Origin of the sequence: Burkholderia lata, assembly GCF_902499025.1 — a bacterium.
Taxonomy (GTDB): Bacteria; Pseudomonadota; Gammaproteobacteria; order Burkholderiales; family Burkholderiaceae; genus Burkholderia; species Burkholderia lata_C.
The window spans coordinates 1-14,804 of sequence record NZ_CABVPW010000006.1 but is presented as its reverse complement, the minus strand read 5'-3'; the positions used below and the strand labels follow the sequence as shown (position 1 = coordinate 14,804).

Below are 14,804 nucleotides of genomic sequence, written 5' to 3'. Positions count from 1 at the left end.
TGTCACAGTCGGCCGGTCACGCGGTTGTGCGGTGCGTGCGGATGCGGGCCGCGAGGGCCTGCGCCACACGCTCGACCAGCGCCGGCCAGTCGCCCGGCAGCCCCTGCCGGAACAGCGTCGCGCTCGGGTACCACGGGCTGTCGTCGCGTTCGAGCAGCCAGCGCCAGTCCGGCACGCGCGGCAGCATCACCCACACGGGGCGTCCGAGCGCGCCGGCCAGGTGCACGACCGACGTATCGACGGCGATCACCAGATCCAGCGTGTCGACGAGCGCGGCCGTTTCCGCGAAATCCTTCAGCCCGGCCTCGAACGACAGCACGCCGCTTGCCGCAAATGCGTCGGCGTCGCGCGGGCGTATGCCTACCTGCAGATTGACGAACGTCGCATCGAGCGCGACCAGCGGCGCGAGCGCGGCGAACGTCATCGACCGGTTTTCGTCGTTCGCATGATTCGGATTGCCCGACCACGCGAGCCCCACGCGCAATCGTTGCGGCCGGGCGACCGCATCGAGCCGGTCGATCCATGCGGCGCGCCGTTGCGGGTCGGCATGCAGGTACGGCACGTCGGACGGCACCGTATCGAGCGTCGTCTGGAACGCGAACGGCAGGCTCATCATCGGGCAATGCAGGTCGAACGTCGGTGCCGGATGCCCGTCGGCGACGACGCGGCTCACGCCGCGCAGCGTGCCCAGCAGCTCGGCCAATGGCGCCGGCGCATCGATCAGCACGGTCGCGCCGCGCGCGTGCGCGAGGCTCGCGTAGCGGCAGAACTGCAGCGTGTCGCCGAAGCCTTGCTCCGCATGCAGCAGCAGCGTGCGGCCCGCGAGCGGTTCGTCGCCCGTCCATTGCGGACGGTCCGCATGGCGCCGATGCAGCGTCACGTCGGCAGCATCCCAGCGCGCTTCATGCTGCCGCCAGCCGGCGTCGAAGTCGCCCAGCACCAGGCGGCAGAACGCCTCGGACCGGCGCGCGACGCCGTGATTCGGGTCGCGCCCGCACGCCAGCGCGAAATCGACGAGCGCGGCTTCATGATCGCCGAGCTGTTGCCGGGCGACCGCGCGCGTATAGATCTCCTGCGCCGTGCGGCCCGGCGCACCGACGGCTGCCGCGTAACTCGCGAGCGCGTCGTCGTAGCGGCCGAGCAGTTGCAGCGCGATCGCGCGATTGCACAGCACTTCCGCGTGCGGACCGCGTGCTTCGAGCGCACGGTCGTAATGCGCGAGCGCTTCGTCGAACGCACCGCACGCCCGCAGCGCACCGGCCCGGTTGCGCAACGCATCGAAATCCGCCGGCGCGCGCGCGAGAGCTTCCCCATACGCATGTGCGGCTTCCTCGTGCCGCCGCAACCCGAGCAGCGCGTTGCCGCGGCCGACCCACGCGCCGACGTTGTCGCGGTCGCGCGCCAGCAGCCGGTCGCTGCGCTTCAGCAATTCGTCACGCAGATGCAGCAGGTCGAGCGCGACACAACTCACGAACAGCAGTTGCATGTCGTCCGGCATCCGCGCGAGCGCTTCGTCGAGACACGCCAGCGCTTCGGCCGGACGCCCCAGTTCGATCAGCGTATAGCCGCACGCGTAGACGAGATCGGGTGTCTTGCCGCGCACCACCATCGCGAGCTGGAAGCAATGCAGCGCCTCGTCGCCGCGACCGAGCGCGCGCAACGCGTGGCCGCGTTCGGCAAGCGCCGCGGGATCATCCGGATCGATCCGCAGCGCGCGCTCGATGCTGATCAGCGCGTCGGCGGGCCGGCCGAGCGCGCGCAATGCCTCGCCGCGCCGGACCCACGACACCGTGCGTCCTGGCTCGCGCGTCAGCGCAAGGTCGTACGCGCCGACCGCTTCGCCATGCCGGCCGAGCGCATGCAGCGCGTCGCCGCGCGCCGCGTAGGCCTGCGCGTGGCCGGGATCGCGCGCGAGCGCCTGCGCGGCCGCGTTGAGCGCTTCACGATGACGGCCCGTGCCGCTCAACGCCTCCGCATGATTCACGAAATTCCACGGGTGATTCAGCCCGGCGCGCATCGAGCGCTCGATCAGCGGCTCCGCGCGTGCCGGATCGCCGAGCTGAAGATGCACGAACCCGAGCAGATGCAGCGCCTCGACGTGATCGGGCATCATCGCCAGCACACCTTCATAGAGCCGCTTCGCGCCCGCGTAGTCGCGTTGCTCGAGTCGCGCGCGCGCATTACGCAGCGCATCGTCGACAGCGGCCCGCAGCGGCGCGGCACCCGCGCCGAACGCCGGTGCCTGCGCCGTGCTCATCGCGACGCTCCCGCCACCAGCGCCGGCAGCGCGTCGCGAAGCCGCTCGACGACCGGCGCCCACTGCCCGCCTTCCGGCTGGCGGAACAGTCGCGCGCCCGGGTACCACGGGCTGTCGTCACGATCGAGCAGCCAGCGAAAGTCCGGCGTGTGCGGCAACATCACCGCGAGCGGCCGGCCGAGCGCACCGGCCAGATGCGCGACCGACGTATCGACGCTGATCACCGCGTCCATCGCCTCGGTCAGCGCGGCCGTTTCAGCGAAATCCGTCAGTTCATCTCCGACGAAGCGGATCGGGCTCGCATCGAGCACCGGACGATCCTCGTCGCGAATCACTTTCTGCAGGCTGATCCATTCGAAGCGGTCGTCGAGCAGCGGCACCAGGTCGGCGAGCGTGATCGAGCGATTGCGGTCGTTCAGGTGCGCCGGGTTGCCGGACCATACGAGGCCGATGCGCGGCCGGTCGGTCGCACCCAGCCGCGCGCGCCAATGCTCGACCCGCGCAGGATCGGCGCGCAGGTACGGCCCGCCCGCCGGAATCGACGACAGGTTGGTGCGGAATTCGAGCGGCAGGCTCAACAGCGGGCAATGCAGGTCGAACGGCGGCAGCGGATCGCCGCGCGCGACGAGCACGTCGACGCCATCCAGCGTCGCGAACAGCGCCTTCAGCTCGACCGGCGCCTCGACCACGACGCGCGCGCCGAGCGCCTTCACGACCGGCACGTAGCGACAGAACTGCAGCGTGTCGCCGAGCCCCTGCTCCGGATACAGCAGGATCGTCTGCCCGTCGAGCGGCATCCCGTGCGTCCAGCGCGGCTGCGCGAAATCACGCCGGCTGCCGTCGAGCTGGCTGTCGCGCCAGCGCCATTCGTATTCGGCCCAGCCGGCCTCGAAGTCGCCGATCGACAGACACAGGAACGCGCGCATGCAGTGCGCGTGCGCATAGTCGGGGTCGATGTCGATCGCTTCCGCATACGCGTGCAGCGCATCCTCGTGCCGCCGCAGTGCGCGCAACGCGCTGCCGCGATGGAAGTGTGCGAGCTTGTCGCGCGGCGTCGCGGCGATCACGCGCGCGAGGTCGTCGAGCGCGTCGTCGTAGCGATGCGTTTCGAGCCGGACACGCGCACGCGTGAACGATGCGGGCGCATAGTGCGGATCGATCGCCAGCGCGCGGTCGCACATGTCGTGCGCATCGTCGTGACGAGCCACCCGCATCAGCGCGCTCGCGTAGTTGCACAGCACGCCGGTGCTGCCCGGCTCGACATCGAGTGCGCGCGCATAGCTGTCGACCGCATCCGCGAAGCGGCCAAGGTGGCTCGCCGCATTGCCGCGATTGGCGAGCGAGCGCGCGTGGCGCGGGTCGATCGCGAGCGCACGATCGCAACGCATCAGCGCTTCGTCGTGCCGGCCGAGCTGTTCGAGCGCGATCGAGCTGTTGAAGATCGCATCGACGAATGTGGGGCTCGCCGCGATCGCCGCATTGAAATCCGCCAGCGCGTATTCCGGATCGTGCAGGTCGAGATACGCGACGCCGCGCAGGAACAGCGCGTCGGCGCTACCCGGCCGCAGCGCGAGCGCGTGACCATAGCTGTCTGCCGCGTCGCGAAAGCGGCCGAGTTCACGCAGTGCGAGCCCGCGTGCGCGCATTGCATCGAACGTCCGGCCGGCGAGCGCAATCGCACGGTCGCAATCGGCAAGTGCATCGTCGAAGCGCCCGAGCGCGCGCAGCATGTCGCTGCGTTTCACGTAGCCGTCGGCGAACCCGGGCGTCAGTTCGAGCAATCGATCGTAGACCGCGCGTGCTTCGTCGTACCGCGCGAGTTGCGCGAGCAGCCCGGCCCGCTGGAACAGCACGCGCTGATGCACGGGATTGATCGCGAGCGCCTCGTCGAGCCGCGCGAGCGCATCGTGCTCGCGCCCGAGCCCGGCCAGCACCGCCGAGTAGTTCGCGAGCGCGAGCGGCACCGGCTGGCGCTCGACCGAGCGCCGCATCAGCGGCTCGGCATCGTCGAGCCGCCCCTGCTGGAAACGCACCGCGCCGAGCAGGTGCAGCGCCTCCGGATGCTCGGGATCGAGCGCCAGCAGCTCGGCATAGGCATTCTCCGCATGCTGCAGCGCGCCCTCGTGATGCGCCTTGCGTGCGCGCACGAGCAGCCGTTCGAGCTGCATGGTGTCGGGCGGACGGCGCTCCGGCGCGATCGTCGCGCTCGCCAATGTCGTCCCTTCCCCGTTCGGTGTCATCGTGTGGCCCCCACTGTCGCTGTTCGTATCGCGTGTCGTGTCTAACGTGTCATCGGTTCGAGCGCGGCACGCACCGCGTCGATCGCATCGGCCCAGTTGCCGGGTGCCGGCTGGCGAAACAGCCGCGCGGACGGATACCACGGGCTGTCGTCACGCGTGCGCATCCAGCGCCACGCCGGCGGGTCGGGCAGCAGCACCCAGACGCGCGCGCCCAGCGCACCGGCCAGATGCGCGACCGCGGAATCGGTCGCGATCACGAGATCCAGCGCGCCGATCAATGCGGCCCGGTCCGCGAAATCACCGAGTTCGTCGTCGACGCGGCCTACCGGCGCATCCGCCAGCCGCGCGGCGTCGCGTTCGTCCAGCGGTTTCTGCAGGCTGATCCAGTCGACATCGAGATCGAACAGCGGCGCGAGCCGCGCGAAATCGATCGACCGGCCGGCGTCATTCCGTCGTGCCGAATCGCCCGCCCAGGCAAGCCCGACGCGCAGCCTGCGGCGTTCGCCGAGCAACGTGTCCCACTGGCGCCTGCGCAGCGGGTCCGCATGCAGGTACGCGGCGGTACGCGGAATGGTGTCCATGTCGGTGCGAAACGCATGCGGCAGGCTCGGCAGCGGCACATGGCAGTCGAAGGCCGGCAGCGGTTCGCCGCGCGCGATCACGCGGGCTGCGCCGTTGAGCGACGCCATCAGCGCGCGCAACGACGGCGGTACCTCGAGCACCACGCGTGCGCCGCGTGCGACGACGAGCGGGATATAACGGCAGAACTGCAGCGTGTCGTCGATGCCCGGCTCCGCATGGATCAGGATCGTCTTGCCGTCGAGCGGTTCGTCGCCGCGCCACACCGGCTGCGTGAACGGCCGCGCATGCTGCGCGAGCTGCGTATCGCGCAGCCGCCATTCGTACCCGCGCCAGCCATGCGCGAAATCGCCTTCCGTCAGGTGCAGCGCACCACGCGCGCAGTGTGCGGCGGCGAAGTCGGGTTGCAGCGCGAGCGCGCGATCGTAGGCGGTGAATGCGTCATCCACCTTCCCCGTCTCGGCAAGCAGGTTGCCGCGGGCCAGCCAGTTCGTCGCAAGATCCGGACGCAGCGCGAGCGCACGATCGACCGACGCGATCGCTTCGTCGTAGCGATGCAGGTCCCGCAGCACGTTGCCGCGGTTCGTCCACGCTTCTGCGAAACGCTCGTCGAGCGCCAGCGCGGCATCGTAGCTGGCGAGTGCCGCGTCGAAGCGCTGCAGGTCGCGCAGCACGGTGCCGCGATTGCACAACGTGTCGGCCGAGCGCGGATCGATGGCAAGCGAGCGTTCGTAGCTGTCGAGTGCGTCGTCGTAACGTTCGAGCTGCAGCAGCGCATTGCCGCGGCCCGCGAGTGCGCGGACATGATCCGGATCGAGCGCCAGCACCCGCTCGCAACGCGCCAGCGCTTCGTCTGCGCGACCGAGCCGTTCGAGCACGGCCGCACTGTCGCAAAGCGCATCGAGCCGCTCGGGATCGGCCGCGAGCGCGTCGTTGAAGGCGGCCAGCGATTCGTTCAGGCGGTCGAGCTCGGCGAGCGTACGGCCGCGCTCGGCCATGATCGCGGCGATGCCCGGGCGGATCGCGTTCGCGCGATCGAAGCAATGCAGCGCATCGGCTGCGCGCCGCAACGCGCGCAGCACGAGGCCGCGGTTGAACCACGATTCGAACGATTGCGGATCGACCATCAGTGCGCGGTCGTAGGTGTCGAGTGCGTCGTCGAGGCGGCCGAGCGCGCGCAGCGCGCCGCCGCGATTGCAGAGCGCGTCGAGCACGAGCGGCGACACCGCCAGTGCACGATCGAACGACGCGAGCGCGTCGTCGTAGCGGCGCAGGCCGATCAACGTGTTGCCGTGGCGCACGAGCGTCTGCACGTCGTCGGGCGCAGCTTGCAGCGCGGACGCGAAATGGCCGAGGGCTTCGTCGACGCGACCGCGTTCGCCGACGATCGCGCCGAGATCCGACAGCGCGCGCACGCCCGGCGCGATCGCGATCGACTGGCGCAGCAGCGCTTCGGCCTGATCGGCGTCACCGCACTGGAATTGCAGTACGCCGTACAGGTGCAGCGCCTGCGGATGATCGGGTTCCTTCGCGAGCACCGCGAGATAGTCGCGCGCCGCTTCGCCGAACCGTCCGGCGCTGTGCCAGTTTTGTGCGCGGCCCAGAATCGCCGCCGATTGCCATTGTCCGCGCGCGTCGTGTCCCGACGCGCCCGCGTGTGCATCATGCCGGTGCTCGACCGTCACGTTCGCCCCCTTCCCGTTTGCCGATGCCGCCGCTGAGCCGGTCGATGGAACCGGTCGCGTCGGTCATGCTCGTGACGAGACTAACGGACGGCCAATAACAGACGTATGACGAAAGTTACGGACCATTTTGTCCGGGGGACGGAACGGCTTTCCGGGCGTGGCCGCGTGTGCAGGACGCCATCGCGCGCTCACTGGCCGATCGGGATCGTCCGCACGTATTCGACCGCCGGCGCGCCCATCGTGACCGAGAAGCGAACCCCGCGCGGCACCGGCGCCCCGATCGACGTCGAGTTGCTGATGCCGTGCTGCGCGAGAAACTGCGCGTAGGACTGTTCGATGGCGGCCTGGCTCGTCGTCCATCCGCCGGGCGGAATCCACACGGAAAGCTGCATCGAGCGCGCATCATTGCTGACCACCACGCGCGCGAACGCATCCATGTGATGCAGCGCGTCGTCGACCTCGGCGAGCGACGCGAGCGGCTGCGACGCGCTGCGCACGAGCTCGCGGCCCTTGAGCTGGTAGCGCACGACCTGCATCTGCGTCGGCCCGCCGCCGACCCCGAGGTGGCGCACCATCACGAGTTCGCCCGGGTGGATGCGCAGCGGCGGCCCGAACACTTCGTCGGGCGTCACGAGGTTCGTCAGGTCGAACTGCAGTTGAGAGAAGTAGCGGCCGAGCAGACGCGTTTGCGCCAGATTCGACGCGATATCGTCGCGGCCGCGGATCGTCGCATCGAGGCCGCGCCACGACAGCAGCGCGATCACCGCGAGCAGGGTAATCGCGACCAGCATCTCGATCAGCGTGAAGCCGCGGGCACGCGCCGCCGCGCGCGGGCTAGCGGCGCGCTTCATTCTGGATCACCGTGACGACTTCGGCGAGCACGTTGCGGCTCGACGCGGACGGATACACGCTCACCGTCACGCGACGCACGAGCGGGCTCGGCAATGCGGCCACCGCCTGGCGGCACACGAACCGGTAGCGGCCCTGCGGGCATGCAAACGTGTTCGTGCCGACCGACGGCCAGGTCGACGCGATGCGGATCTCGCCGAGCGCATTGTCGGCGCTCCATAACGCGAGCAGGCGCATGCGCGCCATGTCGGTATCCGACGCGAGCGCGCCGATCGCGCGCATCACGGCGCCGAGCGCCACCGCGACGATCGCCAGCGCGATCAGCACCTCGATCAGCGTGAATCCCCGTTCCGGCGCCCGCGCCGTGCGCGATCCGCCGCGCGCATGGCGGTTGTAGTCGGTTCTGTCGTCGCACATGACCTGCATTCTTGTCGATGGGTCGTCGTCCGGCGTCCGGCGTGCACATCGCGGCGCAAAGCCGCATCGCCGGCGCGACGGACGCCGTGCAGGGACGTTAAGCGCGACGTATGGCACACACGTGTCGAATGGTACGGACCATTTGGCGCGGCGCGCTCAGGCGGACGGGCGTGCAAGCACGCCGCACGCGCTGCCGCGCGAAGCGCGACAGGCGACGGAAAACTGAAAACGATCGGGAAAGAACCACCCGGCGGCGGGCGGTCATGCGATGAAGACGATCCTCGGGTGGGATCGACGCGGCGGTGTCAGGCCGTCACGGCGTCGTCATACTCGGCGCGGGCAAGCTGGCCGGCGGCATAAGCCTCGGCTTCGCCGCGAAAGCCTTCCCGGCTGAACGCAACGACTTTCACGCCGACGCCGGTCGCCCGCTTCACCGTCAGCGCCCACTGCCATCCGCCGTCTTGTTCGAAGACGTGCAGCGAGGGTTCGAAGGAAGGGTCGAATACGGTCACGCGTTTTGCTCCTGCCCCCTTGCGCACCGCATCGGCGACGCTTGGGGCATGTCGAAAGGATCGCGCCGGGATGCGACGCGCTTTTGCCATTCGACAGTCTAGCCAATGATTGTTGCGACGCACCATCAGAGGTTTCACTCATCTATCGGTACCGGGCGGTCGATCAAATTTTCCTGAAACCCATATGGCGCGGGCCTCAGCGCCGTTTCAGCACGCCCGGTTCGGCACTCGTGCGGCAACGTGCCGCACACGCGAGCGCTTGCCGGCATCGATCACCCGTGAATCATAAAATGGGGCGCGAATCACCCGGCCATCAGGGCACCTCGATGACGGGGGGTGTTACCGGCCCGTACCGGCCTGCATTACGCGCCGGAACGTCAGGTTCACGCGCTCGCCCTGCACGCCCGGCGCCTTCGGCACGCGATGCTGCCATTCGGCCTGCGTGCGCCCGCGCATCACGAGCAGGCTGCCATGCCCGAGGCGATACGCATGCGTGACGCCGGTCTTGCGATGGCGAAGGTCGAACACGCGCATCGCACCGAGGCTCACCGACGCGATCACCGGCGCATCGCCAAGCTCGGGCTCGTTGTCCGCGTGCCAGCCGAGGCTGTCCTGCCCGTTGCGGTAGCGATTGAGCAGCACGCTGTTGAAACGCGCGCCGCACGTCGCCTCGACCGCGCGCTTCAGGTCGAGTACGGCCGGCGTCCACGGCGCGGGCACGTTGCGGATCCCCGAATACACGTAGACGGCATCCGGCTCGCCCTGCCATGCGGTCAGCCGCGGCAACGGAATACGTCCGCGCGGCGTACGGATCGTGTCCTGCTGCCACGCGACCTCGCCGATCAGCGCGGCCAGCGCGCGATCGGCATCGGGCGGCGCCAGCCAGTCCGGGTACCAGTCCACGTCGGGGGCGGGTGTGTCAGCGAAGAGATCGGGCGTCGACATGTCGGGAGAAACGGGCGATGAACGAAGCGAACGGTGCATGCCTGCATACTAGCCAACGGCGTCGCGCACCGCCATGCGCTGTCATTCGCGGATGAAAGGAAGCCGCCGCGCCCGGCGATGCGCGCTCGCGCATCACGCTATCATCGCCGCGTGTCGCGGCCCGCCTTGCCGAAGGGTGCCGCATGGTTTCTTCTCCCCCTGCCGGCCGGCTCGACCCGGCCGCTTTCCTTCCGGATCCCATCGATCATGACGACGCTGTCCGACTCCGCTCTCGATCAACTGTTTCTCACCGCGCGCACGCACAACGCGTGGCAGGACAAACCCGTCGACGACGCACTGCTGCACCGGCTGATCGACCTGACGAAATTCGGCCCGACGTCGGCGAACGCGAGCCCCGCGCGCTTCGTGTTCGTCAAGTCGCCCGAAGCGAAGGCGCGCCTGAAGCCCGCGCTGTCCGAAGGCAATCGCGCGAAGACGATGGCCGCGCCCGTCACCGTGATCGTCGGCATGGACATGGCGTTCCACGAGCACCTGCCGCGCCTGTTCCCGCACGCCGACGCACGCAGCTGGTTCGCCGGCAACGATGCGCTGATCGAGGCCACCGCATTCCGCAATTCGTCGCTGCAGGGCGCGTACCTGATCCTGGCCGCGCGCGCACTCGGCCTCGACGCGGGCCCGATGTCCGGCTTCGACGGCACAAAGGTCGACGCCGCGTTCTTCGCGGGCACCACGATCAAAAGCAACTTCCTCGTGAATCTCGGCTACGGCGATCCGGCCGGCCTGTTCCCGCGCAGCCCGCGCTTCGACTTCGACGACATCGCCCGTATCGAGTGACGCCCGTTGGCCAGGCCGGTGCCCGTTGATGTCGGGCTTCCACCGGCCTTGTTCCAAACGGCTGACGTGCACTACCCGCCGCGCGTCAGCCGGATCAGCGTGATCTCGGACGGCACGCCGAAGCGGTTCGGCGGCCCCCAGTACCCGGTGCCGCGACTCGTATAGAGCCACAGATCGCCGAAGCGGCTCAGCCCGCCGATCACCGGCTGCTGCAGCCGCACGAACGGCGGCCATGGCAGAAACTGGCCGCCGTGCGTATGCCCCGACAACTGCACGGTAAAGCCGGCACGGTTCGCCGCTTCCGCGCTGCGCGGCTGGTGCGCGAGCAGGATCTTCGTGCCGACGTCGCGCGGCGCACCCGCGAGCGCCTGCACGGGGTCGCTGCGATGGGCGGGATCGAACCCGCCCGCCGTGAAATCGGTGACGCCCGCGAGCACCGCGTGCGCGCCGTCGTGTTCGATCAGCACGTGCTCGTTGAGCAGCACCGTCAGCCCGATGCGCCGGAATTCGTCGATCCACGCATGCGCGCCCGCGTAATACTCGTGGTTGCCCGTCACGAGGAAACTGCCGTGCCGCGACTGCATGCGGCCGAGCGGCGCGGTGTGCTCGCGCAAGCGCTTGACCGAGCCGTCCACCACGTCGCCCGTCACGACGACGAGGTCAGCGTCAAGCGCATTGACCGCACGCACGATCCGTTCGACGTAGGGCCGCTTGATCGTCGGCCCGACGTGGATATCGGACAGCTGCACGATCGTCAGCCCGTCGAGCCCGGCCGGCAGCCCCGCGACCGGGATCGACACGCGTTTGACCGCCGCCGTGCGGCGCGCACCGACGAACCCGATCACGGTGACGAACACCGCACCGGCCAGCACGCCGAGCGCCGTGTCGGTCGCCACGCCGGGCCATGCGGCGGCGTGCCCGAGATGCCGCCATCCGAACACGCCGAGCAACACGAATTCGCGCAGGAACGTCAGCAGGAGCAGCGACGAGAAGAAGCCCATCACGAGCGAGCCGGCCCAACCGGCGAGCGTCGCGGCCCAGCCTTCGTCGAAACGGCGCGAGAACATGCCGACCGGGATCAGCACGACGAAGCTCGCCAGTACGAGCGCCGCGATCGTGCGCGCGACCGGCGACGTAAACGCATCGGGAATGATCCGTATCCCGACATACAGTTGGAACAGCACGCCGATTGCAATGAACCGGACAAAGAAACTTCGCATGGAACGTTCACCTTCGTTGCGAGACCGCTTTACCGCTTCCGCGTCGCGTGTCGCACGAGGCTGTGAGACTCCGTGCCGCGCGTCGCGCCATACGTACGATGGTACACAGATCGCGGCTGTGACGACCGGTCGCCGGCCGCGCTTCGACGCTGCTCGTCGCAATGCTCGAGCGCGGCTTCGTTGGCCTGCCCGAAGCGAACGCGATCGACGACTTCGTGAAGCGCCCGGCTAACGCCGCACAACGCACGCTGCGCTTGCACATCCGGGTGAACTACTTCGAGACAGTCGGCCGGATGATCGATGCGCACTTCCGCGTCTTGCCCGAAGGCATCCCGCGTCGTCATGCAAAGCCGGTGTCGCTGCGCGTGGTCGCCCTTGCAGCCGAGCAGACGAACAAACGAATAGACGCGCCGGATCCAACGCCCACCGCAGATCGACGTCGCCGTTCGCGATGCGCCGCCGCGCGTCACACGCAATCCCGCCGACCGGCTCGCCAACATCGCCCCCCCGGCCTGCCGGGCCAACCCGATTTCCGTGCATTCGACTGGCAATCGACCGCGTACGCACCGATTCCGCCCGATCGACGCGGCAAATTCAGCCACCCTTCGTTCGTCTGACGATTCTTTACAGTCCGTTAGCCACCCTGCGCGGGCTTGCACTGGCAGAATCGCGACGGTCCGGCCCCGGTTGCCGAAACGCGACGCCGGACATGTGGACGCGCCCCCCGACCGGCAACACCCCCCCACGGTACGCAGGGCGGGTGGCTGGCGATCCGCATCGCGCTGATTTATTATCGGCTCCGTATCCCGGAATCGTCGTCGCGGCGACGATCCGCATTGCGCCGTGCCCGGCATCCACCCCCAACGTCGAGCTCGTCACACCATGAGAAAAACAACGCCGCGCGCGCCCTTGCGCGTCGCCGCCGTCCTGGCGCCCGCCCTGCCGCTCGCGGGCTGCGCATCGCGCGGCGCACCGTCGTACGTCCTGTTCGGCGCGTATTTCCCGCTTTGGCTCGTCAGCGCGATCGTCGGCGTCATCGGCGCGATCGTCGCGCACCGCATCTTCGTCGCGACCGGCTGGGCCGCGACGGTGCCCTACCAGCTTGCCGTCTGCACCGCGATCGGGCTCGTGGTCGCCGTGCTCGTCTGGCTCACCGGCACGGGGCCGTTCGCATGAAGGCCGCCGGCATCGCCCGCCCCTCCATCAAAGGCCGCGTGATCGCATTCGCGATCGTCGCGCTCGGCATTGCGGCACTCGCGTACGCGTACCACCGCACGACGGCCTACCCGTCCACCGACGACGCATCGATCGACGCGGACGTCGTGCACGTCGCGTCACCGGTCGGCGGCCGCATCGTGCAGCTCGCGGTGCATGAAAACCAGCGCGTCGCAAAAGGCGACCTGCTGTATGTCATCGATCCCGTGCCGTACCGGCTGACGGTTGCGCAAGCGCAGGCCGACCTCGAGCTCGCGCGCGCATCGCTCGACACGCGCCGCCGCTCGCTGATCGGCGAGCGCTCGAACGCGGCCGTGGCCGCCGAGCAGGTCAAGCGCGCGACGCAGAACAGCGACCTTGCCACGCGCGACGTGAACCGGCTCGCGCCGCTCGCCGCGCAGGGCTACGTCAGCGCGCAGCAGTTCGACCAGGCGAAGGTCCGCCAGCGCGACGCAGCCGTGTCGCTCACGCAGGCACAGGAACAGCAGCGCGCATCCGCGCAGACGATCGGCGACGAGGCCGACGCGATCGCGACGCTGCATGCACGCGAGGCCGCGCTGGCCCGCGCGCAGCACGCGCTCGAAGACACCGTCGTGCGCGCGCCGCACGACGGACTCGTCACGGGCCTGAGCGTGCTCGCCGGCGAAACCCTTGCGCCGAACCAGTCGATCTTCACGCTGATCGACGCAAGCGAATGGTTCGCCGTCGGCAACTTCCGCGAGACGTCGCTGAGCCGCATCGAGGTCGGCGACTGCGCAACCGTCTATTCGATGATCGACCGCAGCCGCCCGCTGACGGGCAAGGTCGTCGGCGTCGGCGCAGGCATCGCCGACAGCGCTCGCATCAACCTGCCGCGCACGCTGCCGATCGTGCAGAACTCGGTGAACTGGGTACACGTCGCGCAGCGCTTCCCGGTGCGCGTGAAGCTCGACGAACCTGACGGCAAGCTCGTGCGCGTCGGCGCCAGCGCGATCGTCGAGGTCCGGCATGGCACTGCCTGCCGCTGAGGTTCGCTCGCCGGGCCCGCGCGAAGTCCTGCGACTGCTCGCGCCGTTTCCGGGACGCACGTCGATTGCCGTGCGGGTTGCGCTGATCTGCGCGCTGACCGCGCTAGTGACGGCCGCCTACGGCACGCCCGAAGCCACGCTGTCCGCCTACGTCGTGTTCTTCATGATCCGGGCCGACCGTGTGACGAGTGTCGTGCTCGCGGCCGCGCTGCTGGTGATCGTCACGATCGTGATCGGGCTCGTGCTCGGCGTCGCGATCTTCAGCATCGACTATTCGATCCTGCGGGTCGCGTGCATGGCCGTGCTGTCGGTCGGCCTCCTGTACCTGACATCGGCCAGCAAGCTGCGCCCGGTCGGCGCGATTCTCGCGATGATCGTCGGCTTCGGGCTCGACCAGCTCGGCCTCGCGCCGTTCGGCGAAGCCGCGACACGCGCGCTGCTGTACATCTGGCTGACGATCGCGATCCCGGTCGGCGTCGCGATCGTCGTCAACCTGCTGATCGCGCCGTCGCCGCGCAAGCTCGCGCACGCGCAGCTCGCGAAGCGCCTGCGGCTCGCCGCGCAGCGGCTGCGCGGTGACGATGCGGCGCGCGACGCATTCAATGCCAGCCTGCACGAAGGCGACAAGCAGCTGCTCACGTGGCTCAAGCTGTCGAAACTCGAAGGCTCGTCGTCCGCAGCCGACTTCGCGGCATTGCGGCAGGCCGTGGCATCGAGCACCGCGCTGCTGGTCGGCGTCGCGCTGGCCGATCGCGAACCGGGCGCGCGGCTGCCCGACGCGTACGCCACACCGATCGCCGCGACGCTCGACGAGATGGCCGACATCCTCGACCAGGGCGGCTACCCGGTCGATGTGACGCTCGCGCTGCCGCCGACCGATACGCTGCCGCCGCTCGCGCGCGTCGCGGTGACGGATCTCCATGCGGCGATCACGCATTTCGCGGAACCGTCCGCAACGGCCGAGGTCGCTTCGGCAGCTTCGGCAGCTTCGGCAGCTTCGGCAGCTTCGGCAGCTTCGGCAGCTTCGGCAGCTTCGGCAGCTTC

At 69.3% G+C, this 14,804-nt stretch carries 12 protein-coding genes and 1 pseudogene; 5 read left to right on the top strand and 8 right to left on the bottom strand.

The annotated features are described in order from the left end of the window. Nucleotides 1-16: 16 nt before the first annotated feature. The 7 genes from BDI24065_RS07690 to BDI24065_RS07660 all read right to left on the bottom strand — a co-directional run bounded on the left by BDI24065_RS07690 (nucleotide 17) and on the right by BDI24065_RS07660 (nucleotide 9,484). Nucleotides 17-2,257: a tetratricopeptide repeat protein gene (locus BDI24065_RS07690; RefSeq protein WP_175030703.1), complete on the bottom strand. Its 2,241-nt coding sequence runs from the start codon at nucleotides 2,255-2,257 to the stop codon at nucleotides 17-19. Continuing rightward, on the bottom strand, nucleotides 2,254-4,497 hold the full coding sequence (locus BDI24065_RS07685; protein ID WP_175030702.1) for a tetratricopeptide repeat protein: 2,244 nt from the start codon (nucleotides 4,495-4,497) through the stop codon (nucleotides 2,254-2,256). The genes BDI24065_RS07690 and BDI24065_RS07685 overlap by 4 nt, the downstream gene beginning before the upstream one ends. A 41-nt stretch (nucleotides 4,498-4,538) precedes the next feature. Further along, nucleotides 4,539-6,761, bottom strand: a complete 2,223-nt coding sequence (locus BDI24065_RS07680) for a tetratricopeptide repeat protein (RefSeq protein ID WP_175030701.1) — start codon at nucleotides 6,759-6,761, stop codon at nucleotides 4,539-4,541. Between the two features lie 188 nt (nucleotides 6,762-6,949). Further along, the gene (locus BDI24065_RS07675; RefSeq protein WP_175030700.1) at nucleotides 6,950-7,612 is read right to left on the bottom strand and encodes a PulJ/GspJ family protein; all 663 of its coding nucleotides are present in this window, start codon (nucleotides 7,610-7,612) and stop codon (nucleotides 6,950-6,952) included. Continuing rightward, the gene (gspI, locus tag BDI24065_RS07670) at nucleotides 7,596-8,027 is read right to left on the bottom strand and encodes a type II secretion system minor pseudopilin GspI (protein WP_175030699.1); all 432 of its coding nucleotides are present in this window, start codon (nucleotides 8,025-8,027) and stop codon (nucleotides 7,596-7,598) included. The genes BDI24065_RS07675 and gspI overlap by 17 nt, the downstream gene beginning before the upstream one ends. A 305-nt stretch (nucleotides 8,028-8,332) precedes the next feature. Continuing rightward, a complete protein-coding gene (locus tag BDI24065_RS07665; RefSeq protein ID WP_174911594.1) occupies nucleotides 8,333-8,539 on the bottom strand; it encodes a hypothetical protein in 207 nt (68 codons plus the stop codon). A gap of 339 nt (nucleotides 8,540-8,878) precedes the next feature. Next, the gene (locus BDI24065_RS07660; protein ID WP_175030698.1) at nucleotides 8,879-9,484 is read right to left on the bottom strand and encodes an alpha-ketoglutarate-dependent dioxygenase AlkB family protein; all 606 of its coding nucleotides are present in this window, start codon (nucleotides 9,482-9,484) and stop codon (nucleotides 8,879-8,881) included. A 246-nt stretch (nucleotides 9,485-9,730) separates the two neighbouring features. Between BDI24065_RS07660 and BDI24065_RS07655 the strand changes: the two genes are divergently transcribed. Further along, nucleotides 9,731-10,318, top strand: a complete 588-nt coding sequence (locus tag BDI24065_RS07655) for a malonic semialdehyde reductase (RefSeq protein ID WP_175030697.1) — start codon at nucleotides 9,731-9,733, stop codon at nucleotides 10,316-10,318. Between the two features lie 71 nt (nucleotides 10,319-10,389). On the opposite strand, the gene BDI24065_RS07650 is transcribed toward BDI24065_RS07655, so the two are convergent. Further along, nucleotides 10,390-11,538 carry a metallophosphoesterase gene (locus tag BDI24065_RS07650; RefSeq protein WP_175030696.1) on the bottom strand — a complete coding sequence of 383 codons (1,149 nt, stop codon included), beginning with the start codon at nucleotides 11,536-11,538 and terminating at the stop codon, nucleotides 10,390-10,392. A 161-nt stretch (nucleotides 11,539-11,699) separates the two neighbouring features. On the opposite strand from BDI24065_RS07650, the gene BDI24065_RS07645 reads away from it, so the two are divergent. From BDI24065_RS07645 to BDI24065_RS07630, 4 genes and pseudogenes are all read left to right on the top strand, one after another. Further along, nucleotides 11,700-12,155, top strand: coding sequence for a hypothetical protein (locus tag BDI24065_RS07645; protein ID WP_175030695.1), 456 nt, complete (start codon nucleotides 11,700-11,702; stop codon nucleotides 12,153-12,155). Nucleotides 12,156-12,420: 265 nt separating this feature from the next. Then, nucleotides 12,421-12,714, top strand: a complete 294-nt coding sequence (locus BDI24065_RS07640; protein ID WP_175030694.1) for a hypothetical protein — start codon at nucleotides 12,421-12,423, stop codon at nucleotides 12,712-12,714. Then, nucleotides 12,711-13,760, top strand: a complete 1,050-nt coding sequence (gene mdtN, locus BDI24065_RS07635) for a multidrug transporter subunit MdtN (RefSeq protein WP_175030693.1) — start codon at nucleotides 12,711-12,713, stop codon at nucleotides 13,758-13,760. Before BDI24065_RS07640 ends, mdtN begins: the two co-directional genes overlap by 4 nt. Continuing rightward, nucleotides 13,741-14,804: pseudogene (locus tag BDI24065_RS07630) on the top strand (FUSC family protein); the annotation flags it as partial. The gene mdtN and the pseudogene BDI24065_RS07630, both read left to right, overlap by 20 nt.